This is a genomic window from Paenibacillus sp. FSL R5-0636 (assembly GCF_037974255.1).
Taxonomy (GTDB): Bacteria; Bacillota; Bacilli; order Paenibacillales; family Paenibacillaceae; genus Paenibacillus_AQ; species Paenibacillus_AQ odorifer.
Genome location: NZ_CP150232.1, coordinates 450,724 through 469,407 on the forward strand (window position 1 = coordinate 450,724; position 18,684 = coordinate 469,407).

General features: G+C 41.1%; 14 protein-coding genes. 7 read left to right on the top strand and 7 right to left on the bottom strand.

Annotation, left to right across the window (positions count from 1 at the left end):
* The 3 genes from MKX34_RS02010 to MKX34_RS02020 all read left to right on the top strand — a co-directional run bounded on the left by MKX34_RS02010 (position 1) and on the right by MKX34_RS02020 (position 5,312).
* On the top strand, positions 1-1,575 hold the full coding sequence (locus MKX34_RS02010; protein ID WP_076297274.1) for a sigma-70 family RNA polymerase sigma factor: 1,575 nt from the start codon (positions 1-3) through the stop codon (positions 1,573-1,575).
* A 266-nt stretch (positions 1,576-1,841) separates the two neighbouring features.
* Positions 1,842-4,232 carry an ABC transporter permease gene (locus MKX34_RS02015; protein WP_076297275.1) on the top strand — a complete coding sequence of 797 codons (2,391 nt, stop codon included), beginning with the start codon at positions 1,842-1,844 and terminating at the stop codon, positions 4,230-4,232.
* 102 nt (positions 4,233-4,334) lie between these two features.
* A complete protein-coding gene (locus tag MKX34_RS02020; RefSeq protein WP_038568402.1) occupies positions 4,335-5,312 on the top strand; it encodes a phosphotransferase in 978 nt (325 codons plus the stop codon).
* A gap of 47 nt (positions 5,313-5,359) precedes the next feature.
* Here MKX34_RS02020 and MKX34_RS02025 read toward each other — a convergent pair whose 3' ends face one another.
* Positions 5,360-6,253: a helix-turn-helix transcriptional regulator gene (locus tag MKX34_RS02025; RefSeq protein WP_076297276.1), complete on the bottom strand. Its 894-nt coding sequence runs from the start codon at positions 6,251-6,253 to the stop codon at positions 5,360-5,362.
* A gap of 145 nt (positions 6,254-6,398) precedes the next feature.
* Between MKX34_RS02025 and MKX34_RS02030 the strand changes: the two genes are divergently transcribed.
* The 3 genes from MKX34_RS02030 to MKX34_RS02040 all read left to right on the top strand — a co-directional run bounded on the left by MKX34_RS02030 (position 6,399) and on the right by MKX34_RS02040 (position 11,191).
* A complete protein-coding gene (locus MKX34_RS02030; RefSeq protein WP_076297277.1) occupies positions 6,399-8,651 on the top strand; it encodes a glycoside hydrolase family 127 protein in 2,253 nt (750 codons plus the stop codon).
* 306 nt (positions 8,652-8,957) lie between these two features.
* On the top strand, positions 8,958-10,673 hold the full coding sequence (locus tag MKX34_RS02035) for an ABC transporter ATP-binding protein (RefSeq protein WP_076297278.1): 1,716 nt from the start codon (positions 8,958-8,960) through the stop codon (positions 10,671-10,673).
* A 35-nt stretch (positions 10,674-10,708) separates the two neighbouring features.
* Complete coding sequence (locus tag MKX34_RS02040) at positions 10,709-11,191, top strand: NUDIX hydrolase (RefSeq protein ID WP_076297279.1); 483 nt, start codon at positions 10,709-10,711, stop codon at positions 11,189-11,191.
* A 65-nt stretch (positions 11,192-11,256) separates the two neighbouring features.
* Here the strand turns inward: MKX34_RS02040 and MKX34_RS02045 are convergent, their stop codons facing one another.
* Positions 11,257-12,153 carry a LysR family transcriptional regulator gene (locus tag MKX34_RS02045; RefSeq protein WP_076297280.1) on the bottom strand — a complete coding sequence of 299 codons (897 nt, stop codon included), beginning with the start codon at positions 12,151-12,153 and terminating at the stop codon, positions 11,257-11,259.
* A 228-nt stretch (positions 12,154-12,381) separates the two neighbouring features.
* Here MKX34_RS02045 and MKX34_RS02050 point away from each other — a divergent pair, with 228 nt between their 5' ends.
* Positions 12,382-13,053 (top strand): O-methyltransferase, encoded by a 672-nt coding sequence (locus MKX34_RS02050; protein WP_076297281.1) that lies wholly within the window; start codon positions 12,382-12,384, stop codon positions 13,051-13,053.
* Between the two features lie 164 nt (positions 13,054-13,217).
* On the opposite strand, the gene MKX34_RS02055 is transcribed toward MKX34_RS02050, so the two are convergent.
* From MKX34_RS02055 to MKX34_RS02075, 5 genes are all read right to left on the bottom strand, one after another.
* Positions 13,218-15,164, bottom strand: coding sequence for an ABC transporter permease (locus tag MKX34_RS02055; RefSeq protein WP_038568418.1), 1,947 nt, complete (start codon positions 15,162-15,164; stop codon positions 13,218-13,220).
* A complete protein-coding gene (locus tag MKX34_RS02060; protein ID WP_038568421.1) occupies positions 15,154-15,915 on the bottom strand; it encodes an ABC transporter ATP-binding protein in 762 nt (253 codons plus the stop codon). Before MKX34_RS02060 ends, MKX34_RS02055 begins: the two co-directional genes overlap by 11 nt.
* 106 nt (positions 15,916-16,021) lie before the next feature.
* Complete coding sequence (locus MKX34_RS02065) at positions 16,022-17,026, bottom strand: sensor histidine kinase (protein ID WP_076185674.1); 1,005 nt, start codon at positions 17,024-17,026, stop codon at positions 16,022-16,024.
* Positions 17,023-17,712, bottom strand: coding sequence for a response regulator transcription factor (locus tag MKX34_RS02070; protein WP_036682713.1), 690 nt, complete (start codon positions 17,710-17,712; stop codon positions 17,023-17,025). The genes MKX34_RS02065 and MKX34_RS02070 overlap by 4 nt, the downstream gene beginning before the upstream one ends.
* A 77-nt stretch (positions 17,713-17,789) precedes the next feature.
* Positions 17,790-18,680: a TetR/AcrR family transcriptional regulator gene (locus tag MKX34_RS02075; protein WP_235219480.1), complete on the bottom strand. Its 891-nt coding sequence runs from the start codon at positions 18,678-18,680 to the stop codon at positions 17,790-17,792.
* Positions 18,681-18,684: the final 4 nt, after the last annotated feature.

The window sequence follows — 18,684 nt, forward strand, 5'->3', positions numbered from 1 at the left end:
ATGCTTCAGTATATCGAAGAGGCTAAACAAGGAGACCGACAAGCTTTTGAACAGATTGTTAGGCACTTTACACCGATGGCAATTGCAGTTGCGTCCGAAAAGCTGCGTGACTATCAATTAGCGGAAGATGCTGTGCAGGAAGCTTTCACAGAAGCCTTTTTGCATTTGAATAAATTACGAGCAGTAGAGGCATTCCCGGGCTGGTTTAAAGCTATTGTGGTGCGGCAATGTTATCGCATCTTGCGAAGAAAGCAGCATCCTGCATTACCCTACGATGAAGCTGCGCAAGCGACAGAATCTTCATTTTCTATAGCAGATATTATTGAGAAAAAGGAAACCCAGCGGCTGGTTCACGAGTCTATAGCTGCATTAACGTCCAATATGCGGATTGCTGTTCAATTATATTATTTTCAAGGATACTCACTACAAGAGATTGCTGACTTTCTGGGGACTTCGGTTTCGGTATTGAAGAAGCGACTTTTTGATGCCCGCCGCAAACTGAAAGGTGCATTACCTGTAGCAGATGTTCTTTCCGTATTCAACCATTTGTACGAAGGGGGAAAAGATGTGCTTCACATTGTAAATGGAGATGTAGTGGGAGAGAAGCTGCGGCAAGGAATCGTTAAAGGTGATGTACTGGTGTGGAGAGAGGTATATTCGCATGGGCCCGTATTTTTGGATCCTGCCGATGGAGATAACCGTGCAGTTCGAGCGCAATATTTGGAACAAACGATGGGAATTCCGCAGAGGGAATTTATTGAAAATAGTGAGAGGCAAGAGAAGATTTTAGCTGATTTTCATAAATATGAAGAAGTGGTGTTATGGTTCGAGCATGATCTTTTCGATCAGACGATGCTCAGTTATTTACTCCATTGGTTCTCGAAGCAGAAAATATTAACCACCAAGCTAAGCTTACTATGCATTGGAGAATATCCGGGAATAAGGTTATTTCGAGGACTTGGACAACTTTCTATAGAGCAGATGGAAACATTATCAGGCACATGGAAGCTAATCGGAGCCAAAGAACTAGAAGCAGGTCAAGCACTCTGGGAAGCCTATGTATCACCGAATCCAGAATTGCTGCAACAACGATTAACTACCGATACATCGGCTTTGCCCTTTGCACATGACGCTTTTCAGGCGCATTTATCGCGCTTTCCCTCTACTACAAACGGACTTGGTATCGTAGAACAACTCACGCTGGAGATGATCTATGAGGGAATAAAATCACCCTATGAGCTGTTCAAAAATGTGGGTGATAAGCTTCATATCTTGGGAATGGGCGACTTGCAATATTGGCATATTCTAAGAAAGCTGGTGCAAGGCCCGTACCCTTTGCTACAAACCCATGGATGCAATGAGTTCCCTGTTTATAACGATTCAGTAATGCAATTTAAAGACTGTGAGCTTGTATTAACAGAGCTAGGTAAGAGTGTAATAACTGGAAACGAAAACTGGGTGCAGAAGAATGGCAGCGATGAGTGGTTTGGAGGTGTACATCTGCAAGGATTGACTCCGCGCTGGCGGTGGAATCCGTTGGTCGGTGCGCTTCAGGATAGAAGTGCCGAGGCGTAATTTATTAATCTAAATGTTTGCTACACAAGGCATATTGAGCATAAAAAGACTTCCACTAACTTGGAGATACTCAAGCGCTCCAGAGGGGGAAGTCTTTTTTTGTTGTATCCATATATTATATGAATAGTAAATATAGTATATATCATCTATTTAAAGGGTGATTGATCTTTGTTGGAGAATATTATCTATAGAATAAATAGTGAAAGTATTCACTTGTTGATGTAAAGGGAGGAATATTTGTTACACGATAGGAGGATGATGTATCAATGTCCATACAGAATAAAACAGTAATGATAAGAATTGCAAAAGCGAATTTAAAAGCGGAAAAAACCAAAAATTACTTTGTAGGCAGTGTAATAGCTTTAGCTGCATTTTTATTAACTGTTGTAATGACCTTTGGTTATAATTCTTTTACTAACCTACAAAATGAGTCGAATTTCCAAGCTTTATTCTATAACCTCAATAACAATGAAATCTCACGATTGAAAGAAATAGAGGAAATTAATAAAATCGGACTCTATAAGGAAATAGGCAGAGAGAAAAAAGAAGAACGTTTATTGTCCATTCTCTACACGGATCCAGCCATGATGGATTTATCAAATGCCAATATCGTTCTGGGGAAATTTCCTACAAAAGAAAATGAAATTGCAATAGAAAAAGACTTTCAGTTATCCGATGATCGAAGCCTGGGGCTTGGCGATTCTATTTCTTTGCAATTTAGAAACAACGCCAGCAAAGAATTTCAAACCAGCCAATTTGTGATTACTGGAATTCTGCAAACAACCGCATCAGGTAACGAGAATCGAATCGGTTACAATGCTCTGGTATCAAGCGCGTTCGTTGAGGCGGATCCGTTTCTTTCCAAAGAGGATTACTCCGCGGCAATTAGCATCAACAATAGCAGCAGTTATTCTAACGAGGAACTGAAGTCAAAAATCAAAGAAATAGGGCAGCGAATGGGTATCCCTGAGAGAAATATTCAGATCAATAATGTGAATGTGGATAGTAATAATCTGTCAGGAAGCACTGTGATAACCATCCTGTCTATCATGCTGATTATCGTACTGGCTTGTTGGCTTGTCATCTACAATATCTTTTATATTTCAATTACTAAGCGAATTAAACAATACGGACAACTTAGAGCAATCGGTGCAACAAAAAAGCAGATAAAACAGCTTGTTCTATATGAAGGGAAAAATCTTTCAAGAAAATATATCCCTATTGGAGTTATCTTTGGATGTTTAATGAGCTGGATTTTAAGTGGCTTTCACTGGAATGCAGCTCCAAGTTTTTCACTTGCTTTTTTAGCAGGTTTGCTCACCAAAGTAACAGTTAGAGCTTCATTAAACGCACCATCTAAATTCGCATCAAGAATCTCCCCTATAACAGCGATTAGACATGTAGATGCCGATGTTAATACAAAAAAGGAGAAAAGAAACTCTAAAAGACTAACATCATTTTCTTTAGCTGCATTGAACTTATCAAGAAGCAGGAAAAAGACGGTGTTAACTTTGCTGTCTCTTTTTTTAAGCGGAACGCTATTTGTTTCCTTGGGGACATTGTTAAACTCGGTCGACCCAATCTCAAAAGCAGAGAAATATTTTCCAAATCATGGTCAGTTTGATATTCAAATTAATAATGATTTGTATTCTGAAACAACCTCATTAAGTGATCTTCAGACGGAAAGGCAACTATCTACTTCTTTAAAAAATAAAATCCTAGCTATAAATGAAGTTGAGGACGTAATCGAACATCAGTATATTGAAGCTGCTATCGAAGGAATAAAAACGGATGACGGGGCCGCGATAGTCAGTATTGAGAATATCCCTACGTTAAACAACGAAAGATGGAGTAGTCATTTGGCTGAGGGGAAGATCCCGGATGTTGATTCATCGGATGCATCCTACATTCTCTTGAACAGCGCCAGTAGTGACTTAGATTATTACGGGGCTCATTACGCTGTCGGTGATCATATTTCATTCATAATTGCTAATGATCAGGAGAAGGCCAAACATGATTTTGAGATCATTGGAGATATTCCGGATAAGAATTCAGGAACTTCATTTTATCTTCCACCCAAAGTAATGCAAACTACAGCCCCTTTTAATAGCAATAAGAGCTACGAAGTTATTACTATGGATAAAGCGAATGAAGAGTTAATAAAGAGTGAGTTAGAGGGTATGATTCTCAATGAGGATACACTCAAATTATTGTCTTTTTCCGAAGTTGTGGAATCCAATAGAATTGCTTTTAGAACTATCACTATTTCAGTGTATAGTTTTATGGTTTTTATAGCAGTATTCAGTATGATCAATCTCTTGAACACCATAATCTCCACTATTTCTGCAAGAAAAGGGGAGCTAGGCCTTATGCAAGCCATAGGAATGGGCCGAAAACAATTAATGGCTATGTTAACCTATGAAACAGGATTTTTAGTTGTCGGAAGCTTTACGATGGCTCTTGTTACGGGCAATCTAATGGGATACATGATAAGTAAGAGTGCGGGGAATATGGGGGGGCTTTCCTACATTCAATACCAATTCCCTTGGAGTGCTATTTTCCTGTATTTCTTGGTTATTTTACTTGTCCAGACTGGTATGGTTCAGTTTGTTAGACGAACAATATCGAAGCAGAGCATTATAGAGCAATTAAATTAACGATGCGGAAAGTTTAGCTATATTTAATAAATCCCTCGCCTTTATACGGGCCAAACGTGAAAATAAATAGTGAGTAGCAATTAACGTTGAAGGGTGATTTATATGCTGAAACTACCGGTGTATCATTCCGTTATTTCTTCCCATGCCTTAGTACCCGTAATTAATGATCTTTATGAAATCGGGGATGTTTTGGAGTGTAGTTTTTATGAGAACGGACTTAATGATACCTATTTACTAAAGACCTCTATTGATAAATACATTCTTAGGATCTATAAAGCTCATTGGCGAAATAAACATGAGATTGATTTTGAAGTGGAGGTATTGAATCACTTAAATAAGAAGAATATCCCTGTATCGGCTCCGGTAATCAGCAGGGATGGTGGTTACCTAATTGAGCTGGAGGCTCCTGAAGGAACACGTTACGCAGTACTGTTTACTTTTGCAAAAGGCAATTATTCCGATGAAAAAACTAGCTGTGAATTATACGGTGAACAAGTGGCTAAGATGCATCTGGCTATGGATGATTTCGAATGTGGGCAGCAAAGATTTACGCTTAATCTGGATCATCTGCTTAAAGAACCGCTTCAATCGATTCGCAAGCCTTTATCCCACAGGCAAGAGGATATCGATTATCTAGAATCTTTGTCGGAAGTATTGGCAAATAGCATAGCTGAAATCTCATCAGAGCTGGATTGGGGGGCATGTCATGGTGATCTTCATGGAGCGAACGTACATTTCTACGAGGATACCCTGACTCATTTCGACTTTGATTGCGGAGGTTTTGGCTGGAGGGCCTATGATGTTTCCGTGTTTTTGTGGTCAAGGGTTAGAGGGAAAGAACGAGAGCATTTTGACAATGAACAATGGACTGTTTTCCTGGAGTCATACCAAAAGCATAAAGTATTATCTGAGAACGATCTAAAGGCAATCCCTATATTTGTTGCTATCCGGGAGATATGGTTGATGGGTCTGCACACAGGGAACGCACAGGTTTGGAGTTGTGGGTGGCAAAACGATCATTACTTCAATACTAATCTGCAATTCCTACGTAATTGGTGTGAAGTTCATTCTATCCAATAGACAATACCCAAACAAGAAGCCACTCCATATTTAGGGGTGGCTTTACTTCAGTCATTATTCATAAACGTCTTATGATAAGCGTTACGATATTGGGTGGGCGTCATGTTTTCGTATTTTCGGAAGAGGCGCATGAAATATTTATCGTCGGTGAACCCCGTCTCTGTCGCGATTTCCCTCACGCTTAATGCGGTTCTGGTTAGTAGCTCCTTCGCTTTAGTCACACGTGCTGAATGGATATATTCCAATGGCCCCATGGAGGTATGCTGTTTAAATAGCCGAGCTAAATAGTCCTTGTTGTAATTGAATTTATCCGCGATGATGGCCACGGTAAGCGGTTCGCTTGCATGTATCCTTGTCCACTCAGCTATTTTGACGAAGGTGACATCTTGCTGTGCGCGGATCAGCTTACTGGCGAACGGCTGAAGTGCATGCTCAGATAGCTCAATTAAAAGCGAGGTCAGCAAATAATTAACGCTGGAATAGGTTAAATACCCCGAATTGGCCACATGAAGGATTTGATTCGCCAGAATATGAATCCGGTCACTATGTTCGATTTTTATGATTTGGGGCAGATATAGATCATGTACGGACCATAAGCGCTGTGTGCGCGAAAAGATTTCTTCTGCCTCAGGCTTCATTTCCTCCTCACTCAGCAATAGCCCCTCGTTTGTCAGTTCGAAATGAAACCAATAAAACTTAACCCCGGGTCGTGACTCTCTATAGCCGACATGTGTGCGATTAGGCATGAGCAGAAGAGCTTCGTCAGGGCCTACTTCAAATTGTTTGTTTTCCTCACTCAAATATACTGTTTCGTTCACGCCAATGATTAGTTCGTAGTTCCCCATAACACGCTCCAAATGCTTCCATGGTGTTTCTGAGATGAATTCACCTGCCGCTGTAAAATGAACAGGTACATCTGCATTTATTTTTAAATAGCTCATGCGGTCCTCCTAGCAATCAATAAGTCGGGTTTGTCCACTATTTGTACGACTGATCTACCGACAAATCAACGTTCCGGTGTTATCTTATGGATACAAATATACACTTGTCATCTAACCCTGACAAGATTGCGAGGGAGCGATTTCATTGAAGACGCAAGCTTTTGATCTACAGAACGTACGAATTGATTCAGGTCCACTTCTCCATGCGATGGAGTTAAATACTGATTATTTACTCAAGCTTGAGGCAGATCGGCTTCTGTCGCGTTTTCGCGAATATGCTGGCTTAGAGCCTAAGGCTGCTCACTACGAGGGCTGGGAATCTCAGGGCATTAGCGGCCATACGTTAGGCCATTATATTTCTGGATGTGCGTTAATGTATGCCTCTACGGGAAATGAAGAGCTGCTACAACGCGTGAATTATGTAGTAGATGAATTAGAGCAATGTCAGGATGCGCATGGCAATGGCTTTATTTCCGGCATTCCTCGTGGCAAGGAGTTATTTGAGGAAGTGAAGGCAGGCGACATTCGCTCACAGGGCTTTGACCTCAACGGAGGTTGGGTGCCACTTTACACGATGCATAAGCTGTTTGCAGGTCTTCGCGATGCTTATCGACTGGCCGGCAATCAGAAGGCGCTCGTTATTGAAACGAAGCTGGGCCTGTGGCTTGAGGATATTTTTGCAGGGCTGAGTAAAGATCAGATCCAAGAGGTGCTGCGTTGTGAGTTTGGCGGCATGAATGAAGCGCTGACGGATTTGGCAGAGGATTCCGGGGAAGAGCGTTTCCTCGCGTTAGCGGAAAGCTTTTATCATGGGGAAGTGCTTAATGATCTTGCTATAGAAAAAGATACCCTAGCTGGAAGACATGCTAATACACAGATTCCAAAAATCATCGGAGCTGCTAGACAATATGAGGTAACAGGGCAGGAGCATTATGCAGGTATTTCCCGCTTCTTCTGGGATCGGGTCGTGAATCATCATTCTTATGTGATCGGCGGCAACAGCTATAATGAGCATTTTGGTGAACCGGATAAGTTAAATGACCGATTGGGTGAAGGCTCCTGTGAGACATGCAACACGTACAACATGCTGAAGCTGACCAAGCATATGTTCCAATGGGATGCGTATGCAGCGTATGCGGATTACTACGAACGTGCGATGTATAACCACATCTTAGCCTCTCAGGAGCCGGTAGATGGCCGGGTATGTTACTTCGTATCTCTTGAGATGGGTGGACATAAATCGTTTAATTCGCAGTTCGAAAGCTTTACGTGTTGTGTAGGCTCGGGAATGGAAAGCCATTCTATGTATGGCTCGGCGATATACTTCCATAGTGCAGATGAGCTTTATGTCAATCAGTACGTACCTTCTACAGTGGCTTGGAAAGAGCAAGGCATTAGCTTGCAGCAAGAGACCAAGTTCCCGGCAGAGGGACAAGGTGTACTGCGGATCAGTGCAGCACAGCCAACGAAATTCACATTAAAGCTAAGACATCCTTACTGGGCTGAGCAAGGGATGAGTGTTAGCGTAAATGGTGAAGATGTTCAAGTAAATGTAGGCAAATCTAACTACTTTACTTTGGATAGAGAGTGGCAGGATGGAGACGTTGTCGAATACGATATTCCGATGTCGGTGAGAATCGAGACGATGCCGGATAATCCCAACCGAGTTGCCTTCCTTTACGGGCCACTTGTGCTCGCAGGTGATTTTGGGTCTATAAATGCAGAGGCCAATAGCGATCGCGCCCTTGCTTCCGTATTAATCGGAGATCGGGACACACTGACGGACAACCTCATCCAATCTAATGTGAGCAAAAATGTGTTCCGGATGAAAGGTTTAGGGTATACAGGGGATCATGAGCTTCGTCCGTTCTACCCTATGCATGATCATCGTTATTCCGTGTATTGGGATTTATTCACACCGGAAGAGTGGAAGCTGGCAGAGGCTGAATATCGCGAAGCCGTGGAGAATAACTTGCTGCTTGAGCAGTTAACTGTCGATTCGGTACAACCTGCTGAAATGCAGCCTGAACGCGATCATAATTTCACAGGTGAATTTGTAGGCTTAGGCAAAATCCACAATCGCAAGTATCGGGACAGCTGGATCAATGGCTGGTTCTCCTTCACGATGGAAGTTTTGCCGGATGAGCAAGTGGATCTGGTGGTCACGTATCTGAAGTCGAACGATACTTCGCTGGCATTCGATATTTTGGCGGATGGGGAGCAACTTGGTGTAGGCACTCTTGAGTCTGAGGAGATGAATAAGCTGGAGACGATTCGTTATGAACTCCCGCAACCGATCACGAGCGGCAAATCAGCGGTTACGATCAAGTTTGCTTCTCATGAAGGACATAAGGTTGGCCAAGTGGCCGGACTACGTATCGTTAAACGTAATTCTTGAATAAAAAGGCTTACAGAATTATAATAGGAACAATTCTTTTAATTGAGGTGAAATGGATGTCTTTCCGTACCGTTACAAGGAACTAGTTATCGGGCTGGGTGAAACGCGTACCAGCTATCAAGGGGGGAGTCTACCCTTTTGATTACAACTAACTAGAGCTTTGAACGGTGCCATAGGCAGCTGTTTTTGTAGAGCCAGGCACTTAACCTATTTAACTTAGAGAACCGTTTATTTGTGGATGGTTTTTTACAGTGGGATAGGGGTGCCTGGCTTTTTTGAATTCAATTAAAAGAGGGGATAAACGATATGTTAAAAAAGAGTCTAGCTCACCTAAAATGGTGGGTAGGTGGTTATATTTTATTGGGTTTTGCCATTCAGCTGTTAAGTAGTTTAGGTGTTGTTGTCTTTCAAAAAATATTAGATAAGGCCACGGTAATCAACAGTTTTGGTGAAATATCCACATTAATTATAGTGTATGGGGTTCTGCTGGCTGGGGTGGCGATCCTGAATTATATAGACGAATACCCGAGTGTGTTTTTATCGAACAGCATCACGGAGAGGTTAAAGATTATTGCACTGTCCAAAATATCAAAAATGGATTATCAAGCGTATCAGGATATGGGAACAGGGCAAATGATTAAGGTAATCGAAAACGGGGCAGCGGCTGGAAACAGCATTATTTTTTCTTTTTTTCTCAAAACACTACATGAGTTGTTACCTACTCTTCTATTCAGTCTAGTCTTTATCAGCTTCTATGACCTAAGGATCATGTTAGTGATTGCAGCTGGCTATGTGGTCGTCTTTCTGATAACAAATCTGTTGTTGAAATTTCTGTATGCCATGAAGGCAACCATTCTCCAAGAGCAAGAAAAGATGTCCAGATTCTCTATCCGCGGATTTATGGAATTGGTCGTCTTTAGAACCAACAAGAGATATGAGAAAGAGATCGATAAATTAAGCCAGACCGCACGCACTATCATTCATAAAAATGCTCAGCTAAAAATGATTCATGAAGCTTTTTTTGCTATATTCGAGTTATTTGTCACGATCATTAAAGTTGTTGTCCTGATTTATGGTGTGAAAAGCATTGTCGCAGGCGAGACCTCACTTGGTATTGTGGTCGCATTGTTTATGTTCATCGATAAAATTTATACCCCAATTGCCATCTTCAATGTTTTATTTGTAGATTACAGACTGAATAAAGTGACTTACAGAAGATTCGAGGAATTTATTGCTGCCCCAGAAGATAAGAACTTGGAATCCGGAGAAGCCATCACTGAGCTCCAAGGCAATATTGAGTTTAGGGAGGTGTCCTTTACTTATGGGAATGTGCAGATACTGAATAACCTGTCATTTTCGCTTACGCGAGGAACTTCTGTTGCTATTGTCGGATTAAGTGGAGGCGGGAAATCTACGCTGATTAAATTGATTGTGGGGTTATTAAAAAAGGGCGAAGGTGAACTCTTACTGGACGGTAAGGATATCGATGAGATTCGTTTGAATAGCTACTATGATCATATTTCCTATCTATCCCAAGACACGCCGATTTTCGATGCTACGATAAGAGATAATATTGTATTCGATGAGGATACTCTATCCGATGAAGAGCTATATGAGATTTTGGAAAAAGTTCATTTGCAGGAAAAAGTAAGCCATTTGCCGGATCGCTTAGATACTTTGGTGGGCGAAAAAGGTCTAAAATTATCAGGAGGCGAAAGACAGCGATTAGCCTTTGCCAGAATCATTGCCCAAAAAAGAAATATTCTAATTCTGGATGAGCCTGTGTCAGCGCTTGATAATATCACTGAGCAGAGTCTTATGGAGACGATTATGAATGAATTTAAGGACAAAACTATCATCATTGTGGCCCACAGGCTTAATTTTATAAAAGACGTTGATAAGATACTGGTAGTGGATCAAGGGTCAATTGTTGGGGAAGGGAAGTTTGATGATTTAATAGAACAGTGCGAAGCTTTTAAAGCGTTATGGAATAGAAAAATATCGTTTACAGATTATCGATAAATTGCTAGACTCTTCTAAAAAAAGAGGTGCTATCGATGGCTTGGCCAACACATATTGTAGCGGTGGGTGGAATTGCAATAAATGAAGAGGGAGATATTCTTTTAGTAAAAACACATCATGGTGGGTGGGTATTTCCTGGAGGACAAGTGGAAGTTGGAGAAAACCTAATGGATGCACTAATTCGCGAGATTAAAGAGGAAAGTGGAATAGATGTCGTTGTTTCTCAATTGATTGGCGTGTATTCGAATACAGGTATGCATAAATGGTATGACGGTGAGACGGATGTTCCTACCAAGGTCATGTTAGACTTTATCTGCAAGCCCGTGGGAGGAGAATTAAGTATTTCGGAGGAAACATCTGAAGTGATGTGGGTAGCCAAGGAGAAGGTGCTGGATCTGATTTCTGCAGCGGCTATTCGTACCCGCTATCAAGCTTATTTGGATTTCGATGGAAATACTAGGTACATGGATTATGTAACTGGAGGTGCGTTTGAAGTTAAATTGGATCGGACGGTGTAAAAAAGAAACTTTGAGGCTTTCCCGAAAGGGAAGGCCTCTTTTGTTGGGAATGAGCGATCATTCCGCTATATCGTATAAGGATTGTGACGAATCATCTCAATTAAATTCACTGCGGCTGCTGATAAGGGCTCATTTTTACGTGTACAGATCGCAATGGTGTTCTTCAGATGGATTCCTTCTACATATACTCGGCACAATTCTCCACGCTCTACATATTTGCGTACGACTAATGAAGAAACGAAGTTTGCACCATATCCGGCGATAACGGCTTTGATGGCTTCATGTAGTCCATTAAATTGCAAAGAGATGATAGGAGCGGGTGTGTTGTATGTGCGGCATAAAGATAATAATCGCTCCCGCGTTGAACTTCCTTCTTCACGCATAACAAAGGGTTCCTTCATCATTTCGGATAGAGAAACTTGCTGATTGGCATAACGATGATCGGGTGCGACTACAAACCATAACTCGTCCTGAAATAACTCTTCTGTCTGGATTGTATCTGGATAAGCCTCGGCGATTCCTCCATAAATAGCTATATCCACGTCTACATTTAACAGCTGCTTGAGGGCATCACTTGAGTTGGTAGTGGTGATCATCATCTCCACTTGTTCATATTGTTGCTTAAACTTTGCAATCCAGGTAGGAATGAGAAAGTGAGCAGGCAAATACGTTGCGGCTAGACGGATACTTCCGTTAGTGCCGTTAACATAATCTTGAGCGAATTGCTCAATTTGTTGTTCTACGGCGAACAGTCGCTTGGCGAGTAGAGTAAGCTCTTCCCCTGCATCCGTTAAAGCAATTCCTCTGCCTTGAGGTTTAAATAGGGCAAAGGACAGTTCTTTTTCGAACTTCTTAATCTGCGCAGTGATGGCAGGCTGACTTATATTTAAAATTTCTGAAGCGCGTGTCACACTGCCTGTCGATGCGATTACATGGAATAAGCGTAAGGCATGTAGGTTCATGGTTAAACTCCCATTCTTCAATTTATATATTAAATGTATAAATTATACTTAAAGATATATTATATTTATGATTATAACTGATTTACAATACAGATATAAAGATGAACTTGGAAAGATGAGATTAGGGAAAGGAGTAATGGAGAGGAGGTTTGGAACTGTAGGAGCGTAGCGATCGCCTTTGTCTCCGGATTTCAACCATGAACAAATACTAAAGGAGAAGTGATAAATATGAATCAAACGACTACTTGGGATAAAGTCGATCAGTATATTACAGAGCGCCTGATTCCACAGGACGCTGTGTTGGAAGAAGTGTTGGTCACCAATCAACAGGCAGGGCTGCCGCCCTTTGATGTTTCGCCCAGTCAGGGGAAATTCCTGAATCTACTGGTGCAAATGAAAGGTGCACGCCGGATTTTGGAGATTGGCACCTTGGGCGGGTACAGTACGATTTGGATGGCAAGAGCCCTGCCGTCTGATGGACAGATAGTTACTTTGGAGCTGGATCCCATTCATGCGCAGGTAGCTAAAGCTAATCTTTCGCTTGCCGAGGTGGATCATCTGGTAGAGCTTCGTGTAGGGGATGCATTAGAGCAACTGTCTCAGATGAAACAAGAGGGCGTTGAACCCTTCGACTTTATTTTTATAGATGCCGATAAACCGAGTAATCCTAACTATTTAAAGTGGGCGCTGCAATTCTCCCAGCCCGGATCGGTGATCCTTGGAGATAATGTGATTCGTGAAGGTGAGGTCATTAATGAGAATAGCGAAGACGCTCGTGTAGTAGGCGTACGGGAATTCTATGATCTGTTGGCTGAAGAGTCTAGAATTTCGGCTACTGCCATTCAGACGGTGGGAAGCAAAGGTTATGATGGATTTGTATTGGGGATTGTGAATAGCTGAGGGATTCCACAGGTCCTCTGAGCGTTACGGACCCCAGTGACGCTTTTGCTTAGAAAGAGGTTCATCTGTGTCCGATAGATGCCGGTGCCTCCTACCTGTAAATGATATCAAATCAAACAAAGGTGTCCCTAAGCCATGATGGATTTAGGAACACCTTCGTTATTTTAAAGCGCCTCTTTAATCACCTTTTTGTAATAGAAGACGGACAATATTGCAAAGATCGAATACAAAGCAGTGTATAACAGCATCACCAGAATCATCGGTGTCCAAAGCTCTGTGCCGAATAAGAACCAGCCGGATTTAACGGCGAAGTAGCTGTGAAGCAGACCTATGACTAATGGAATACCGAAGTTGAACAATTGTTTCATCTGTATACCTCTGAGCAGATCACCTTGCGTGAATCCAAGCTTTCTCAGAATGGTGTAGTTAGGTTTTTCATTTTCACTTTCATCCATTTGTTTAAAGTATAGAATACATCCGGAGGTAATCAAGAAGGTTAACCCCAGAAAAGCAACGATAAACATAATGAGTCCCATATTTTGTTTTTGACCTTTTATCGACTCTAATTGAGAGTCTTGTTTGTTATTCTCATCAAATTTTAAGGTCTTGAAAAGTTCATTTGCCTGTTCAACGCTGGCCCGGACTTTCATATCAATCCCGATATTAAGGGAGGATCCTCTTTGAAGGGCAGGATCTAAATCCTTCTTTAAGCGCTTAAAGATCGATTCGTCTACAACCGCAACCGGTAAGCCACCACCTGTGTAATACCCTGAAATGGGACTTTCGATATCTAATCTTTTATAATCCTGCGGAAAAACCTCATGTAACCCTTTGAGTTCAATCGCACCTTTATCTTTCATAGTAACAAAATTATCCAATGTACTGCTTGATTTCGTGAAATAAGCTTTATCTGGAGTTAGATCAACGTCTTCAAGTGCATTTTCACTTATGACCGCCAGGGTCATAATATTTGAAAACATATTGTCTCCGTCCGGTTTTTTAACAAGAATCTCTTCAACATCTACATCGACCTGAAGGACTTGGGTCCTTCTTTCTGTAAATACTAAATCATTTGCCGTTAGGATCTTTGTAAATTGTTCAGCCTCTTGGGCATTCGTGAATACAAAATCCGTTGGGACATATTGCTTGGAAGTTTTCTCAGCAGAGTAAAAGGAAATGTAGCTAAGGGATAATAAACCCAGCGCTAGTGCCGATACCGTTGTAATGATGGTTAATAATACGGCATTGGATTTCATGCGAAACATAATGGAGGAAAGAGATAGAACCTCTCTAATGTTCAGATAGCCGTTTTTCCGCTTACGAATGATATGAAAAATAAAACTTACCGAGCCTTTATAAAATAGATAGGTCCCAATAATGACGGATCCCAAAATAGTAATCATGGATATAGCCAATTGATTCATTGAGGTTACGTCTTCGGTAAGTAATTTAGAGGAGAGCACATAGCCCAGTAGGATTAGGCCAATTCCGACAATCCCTATGATCATTTCAAAGAAGGATAACTTTTTCACTGTACCTTCTGTTGTTGAGGTCACCCGGAACAAGGATAAAATACTTTGTCTTTTAATAAATCCATAATTCATCAGCATGATCAAAAGATAAATCACACAGAATACGATCAACGTCTGAATCAAAGCTTCGATAGAGAAATGAAGGGAGGCTATAGCATCGACCCCCATTATCTTAAATAAGATCATGAGGATTAATTTTGAGATAGAAAAGCCAACCAATATCCCCAGGACCAAGGAACCGAAATACAGAATAAAGTTCTCTGCCGAAAGAATGCGGAAGATTTTATTTTTGGTCATTCCAATTAACTGAAATAAGCCAATTTCTTTACCGCGTCGTTTGATGAAGATCGTATTAGCATATAACAGGAAAATAGAGACAATTACGACTAGTAAAATCGAGGCAGCCATGATTGCTGCGCCCCCTTTGATAGAGCTTTCCAGCTCATCCATCGAGGGATCATATTGCAAGGTGACAAAGGCGAAATATAAGGCCACACTAAAAACTAGCGCAAACACGTATAGGTAGTAATTTCGAATGTTTTTTCGCAGATTTCGAATCATTAATACATTAATGCTCATTCTGCACACCGCCTAATACACCCTGTGTTTTTATAATGTCGTTGAAGAAAACTTGTCTTGATTGTTCTCCTTTATTTAGTTGCGTATAGATTTTTCCATCTTTTATAAAAATAACTCTACTGCAATAACTGGCAGCCACTGGATCATGTGTAACCATAACGATGGTTGCTTTTCGTTTTTGATTGAGTTCACTTAGCTTATTTAATAAATCAGAAGCGGATTTAGAATCCAGCGCCCCGGTAGGCTCATCAGCAAAAATAATACTTGGATCATGAATGAAGGCACGAGCTGCTGAGGTACGTTGTTTTTGACCGCCAGAGATTTCATTGGGGTACTTATTTTTTAATTCCAAAATCCCCAATTCCTTTGCGAGACTTTCGAATTTCTGATTGGCGGCTTTCTTGGGTGTATTGGTAATGGATAGTGGCAGCAGGATATTCTCCTTTACCGTCAGTGTGTCCAAGAGATTATATTCTTGAAAAATAAAACCTAAATGATTTTTGCGAAATTCCGCGAGCTGCTTCTCTTTCATATTGGAGATTTCATTGCCCTCAATGGTAATAGATCCGTTGCTGATTTTGTCGATCGACGAGAGTACGTTGAGTAGGGTTGTTTTACCTGAACCGGAAGGCCCCATGATGCCAACGAATTCGCCTTCTTCTATACGAATATCGAGTCCGCTTAACACGGATTGTTTGTTTAATTTATTGCCATAGCTTTTATGAATTTTAGTAGCTTCTAGAATTGCCATAATGATTCACTCCTTCGTTTCTTCTTGTATAGCCTTATTATAAAAAAGTTTATTGTTCTTATCCTGCGATTGCCCGAACAAAATATAAAAGCATGTGACATTGTTGTCACATGCTTGAGATTTTAACGAATTCATTTTTGAGTGGGAAGGTTAGCGTAAATGTTGATCCCGCTCCGAGCTTGGATTGAACTCCGATGATGATGAGTAATGATTGAGCTGCTTTCTGAGCTAAATATAAGCCCATGCCTGTGGCGGCATTGTCGCGATGTACAGTAGTGGAAGTAAACCCTCTGTCGAAGATGCGCGGCAGGTCCTTCGGATCTATCCCGCGCCCGCAATCCTTCACCTCAAGAACGATATGTTCAGCTTGCTGGTAGCTATTCACTGTAATATCAGAAGCTTCACTATATTTTACGGCGTTGGTTAGGAGTTGTCTGAGGATAAAAGCCAGCCATTTAGCATCACTAAGCACTTCAGCAGCTTCTAAGTTCAACTCAAAGCCGATTCCCTTCTGAATACACCAAGATTGTAATGTCTTAATCTCACTAAAAATAAGCGTTTCTATATCGATTTGCTCCATGTACAGGTCGTTTTCAATAAAGGGTATCCGTCTTTGATGGAGCTGCTGATCCAGCAGCAGGTGAATACGCAGCCACTCATAGGTCAAGTGCCCCTTCATAACATCATCTTCTATACGCTCAATCATTAGATGCATTGCGGTCAGTGGAGTCTTTACTTCATGAATCCAGGATAACAGCTCATCCTTCTCTTGCTCCAAATTCATTAAATTGTCTGAAGCAGTCCGCTTTAACAATTTCACTTGGTTGGTGATGCTCTCTTCGATGATTTTCTCAAAAGGACTTTCGGCAAGAGCGATGCTTGTCAGATCGAGATCATCGTCCCGCTCATTTAAGCTTTTATAAAATCTGGTTTCCTTAGGATAGCGAATGACTAGAAAAATTACGAAAAAAATCATCGATAAAGAGACCAGATAGAGCACTGAAGACAGGGGGATGGTCGGGTCCATAAAGGTGATAAAGAGCATAAATAGATGTACAAAGAGAAAAAGCAAAATCCAACCGAGTCTTTCGAGCAGGTACTTTTTAATCATAGACAATCCTCTTCAATGGCTACGTACCCTTGTCCAACCTTCGTCTCAATAAACGCCCCTAATTCAAGCTCGTCCAGCTTTTTGCGCAGCCGATTTACGTTGACGGTGAGGGTGTTATCACTAATAAAGCGCTTATCGTCCCATAAGCTATTAATTAATTCCTCGCGGGTGACAATTTTATTCTTTTTCTCAATGAGTAATTTCAATATGAAAATCTCATTTTTGGTAAGCTCAATCGATCCCGTGTCGTTGGTCACTGAATTCCGCTCATAATCGACGGTAGCTCCGCACCACGTTTTGAGTTCAATGTTATCCGAATTGTAATTGTACACCCGCCGGAGAATGGCTTGCACCTTGGCAATGAGTACATCGAAATGGAAGGGCTTTTGGATATAATCATCGGCTCCCAGCTGCATGGACATCACCATATCTGTCGGATGATCCCGGGAGGATAAGAAGATAATCGGCAGGTTAGAGTGAGAGCGAATCATTCTGCACCAATGAAATCCATCGAATTTGGGTAATTGGATATCAATTATCACTAAATCAGGTTTGATTTCCGTAAATTCCTGTGTAACATTGTTGAAATCTTGAATGCCATATACATCATAAGACCACTGCGTAAGCCGCTCTTTGATCTCATTAAACAGCGTTGTATCATCTTCGATTAATAAAAGCTTGAACAAATCGGTCACCACACTTTTAGTTTCGTACCTTGCGTTTAGAATACGCTTAAATGATTGAAGCCATACTTTGATTGTGCTTAGAGCATTGCAGATAACACTGTCTGATAATGCGCAAATTCCTTCGTTTCATTAAATTGAGGGCACATTTTCAAGGAGAGCAGGGCGCTTTCGATTAAGAACTCTCTTGGTTCCTTGTTGTTCATGATCTCTTCTTGGATAAAATATAACAGCTTTAGTGCATTGGACAGGTTAGGATCATCAGCGGCGAATGATTTATCTATGATTTTTTTTAAGCTCACGGTCGCAAACGATAAATCATTATTAAAAAAATCAGTGTATTCAGCAACAGGCAATAGTTTCCCTACATGATCGGGGGAGATAAGTTGGATTCCCTTTTCGCTTACATCCTCAACAATCGTCTGGATAAGAGTAGTGCAATAATTAATGATTTGTTGAGAGGTAATGACTTCATTCATGGCACTGTTAATTTGCAGCATATGTTGCAAGATGCCTGTGAAAATGATGGCTCCATCCAGTAGATAGGGCTTCTTATCTTCAGAAAATATATGCAGGAAACGTTCATGCACCCAGGTTAATAAGGTGAATTTAGTTTTTTTGATGAACGTAATTAAGTCCGGATCATTGGAGACCAGGGCATCTTCAACCAGCTGCAACAATTTATTTTTCTTATTGATTTTCATAACCAGTTGAACTTGTTTAGCGAATATATCAATGTCAGAGGGGTCCTGGCCAATGAGCAGGCCATTTCTGCCTTCTTCCAGCTGGTCATGAATAGAGGTGAATACAGCTTTAAAGAGATCCCCTTTGGAAGGGAAATAATTATAAAAAGATCCTTTGGAGATCCGGCTGTGATTCAGAATGTCCTGTATGGATGTGGCGTGGTAGCCTTTTTCAATAAATAATTCATGTGCTTTTTGAATCACTTGCTCTTTCCGTTTATTTATCATCTTA

Excerpts from the sequence above, each read along its gene's own strand:
- MKX34_RS02035 (WP_076297278.1), top strand. The coding sequence starts at position 8,958 with ATGTTAAAAAAGAGTCTAGCTCACCTAAAATGGTGGGTAGGTGGTTAT.
- MKX34_RS02060 (WP_038568421.1), bottom strand. The coding sequence starts at position 15,915 with ATGGCAATTCTAGAAGCTACTAAAATTCATAAAAGCTATGGCAATAAA.
- MKX34_RS02055 (WP_038568418.1), bottom strand. The coding sequence starts at position 15,164 with ATGAGCATTAATGTATTAATGATTCGAAATCTGCGAAAAAACATTCGA.
- MKX34_RS02040 (WP_076297279.1), top strand. The coding sequence starts at position 10,709 with ATGGCTTGGCCAACACATATTGTAGCGGTGGGTGGAATTGCAATAAAT.
- MKX34_RS02065 (WP_076185674.1), bottom strand. The coding sequence starts at position 17,026 with ATGATTAAAAAGTACCTGCTCGAAAGACTCGGTTGGATTTTGCTTTTT.
- MKX34_RS02050 (WP_076297281.1), top strand. The coding sequence starts at position 12,382 with ATGAATCAAACGACTACTTGGGATAAAGTCGATCAGTATATTACAGAG.
- MKX34_RS02010 (WP_076297274.1), top strand. The coding sequence starts at position 1 with ATGCTTCAGTATATCGAAGAGGCTAAACAAGGAGACCGACAAGCTTTT.
- MKX34_RS02020 (WP_038568402.1), top strand. The coding sequence starts at position 4,335 with ATGCTGAAACTACCGGTGTATCATTCCGTTATTTCTTCCCATGCCTTA.
- MKX34_RS02045 (WP_076297280.1), bottom strand. The coding sequence starts at position 12,153 with ATGAACCTACATGCCTTACGCTTATTCCATGTAATCGCATCGACAGGC.
- MKX34_RS02025 (WP_076297276.1), bottom strand. The coding sequence starts at position 6,253 with ATGAGCTATTTAAAAATAAATGCAGATGTACCTGTTCATTTTACAGCG.
- MKX34_RS02015 (WP_076297275.1), top strand. The coding sequence starts at position 1,842 with ATGTCCATACAGAATAAAACAGTAATGATAAGAATTGCAAAAGCGAAT.
- MKX34_RS02075 (WP_235219480.1), bottom strand. The coding sequence starts at position 18,680 with ATGATAAATAAACGGAAAGAGCAAGTGATTCAAAAAGCACATGAATTA.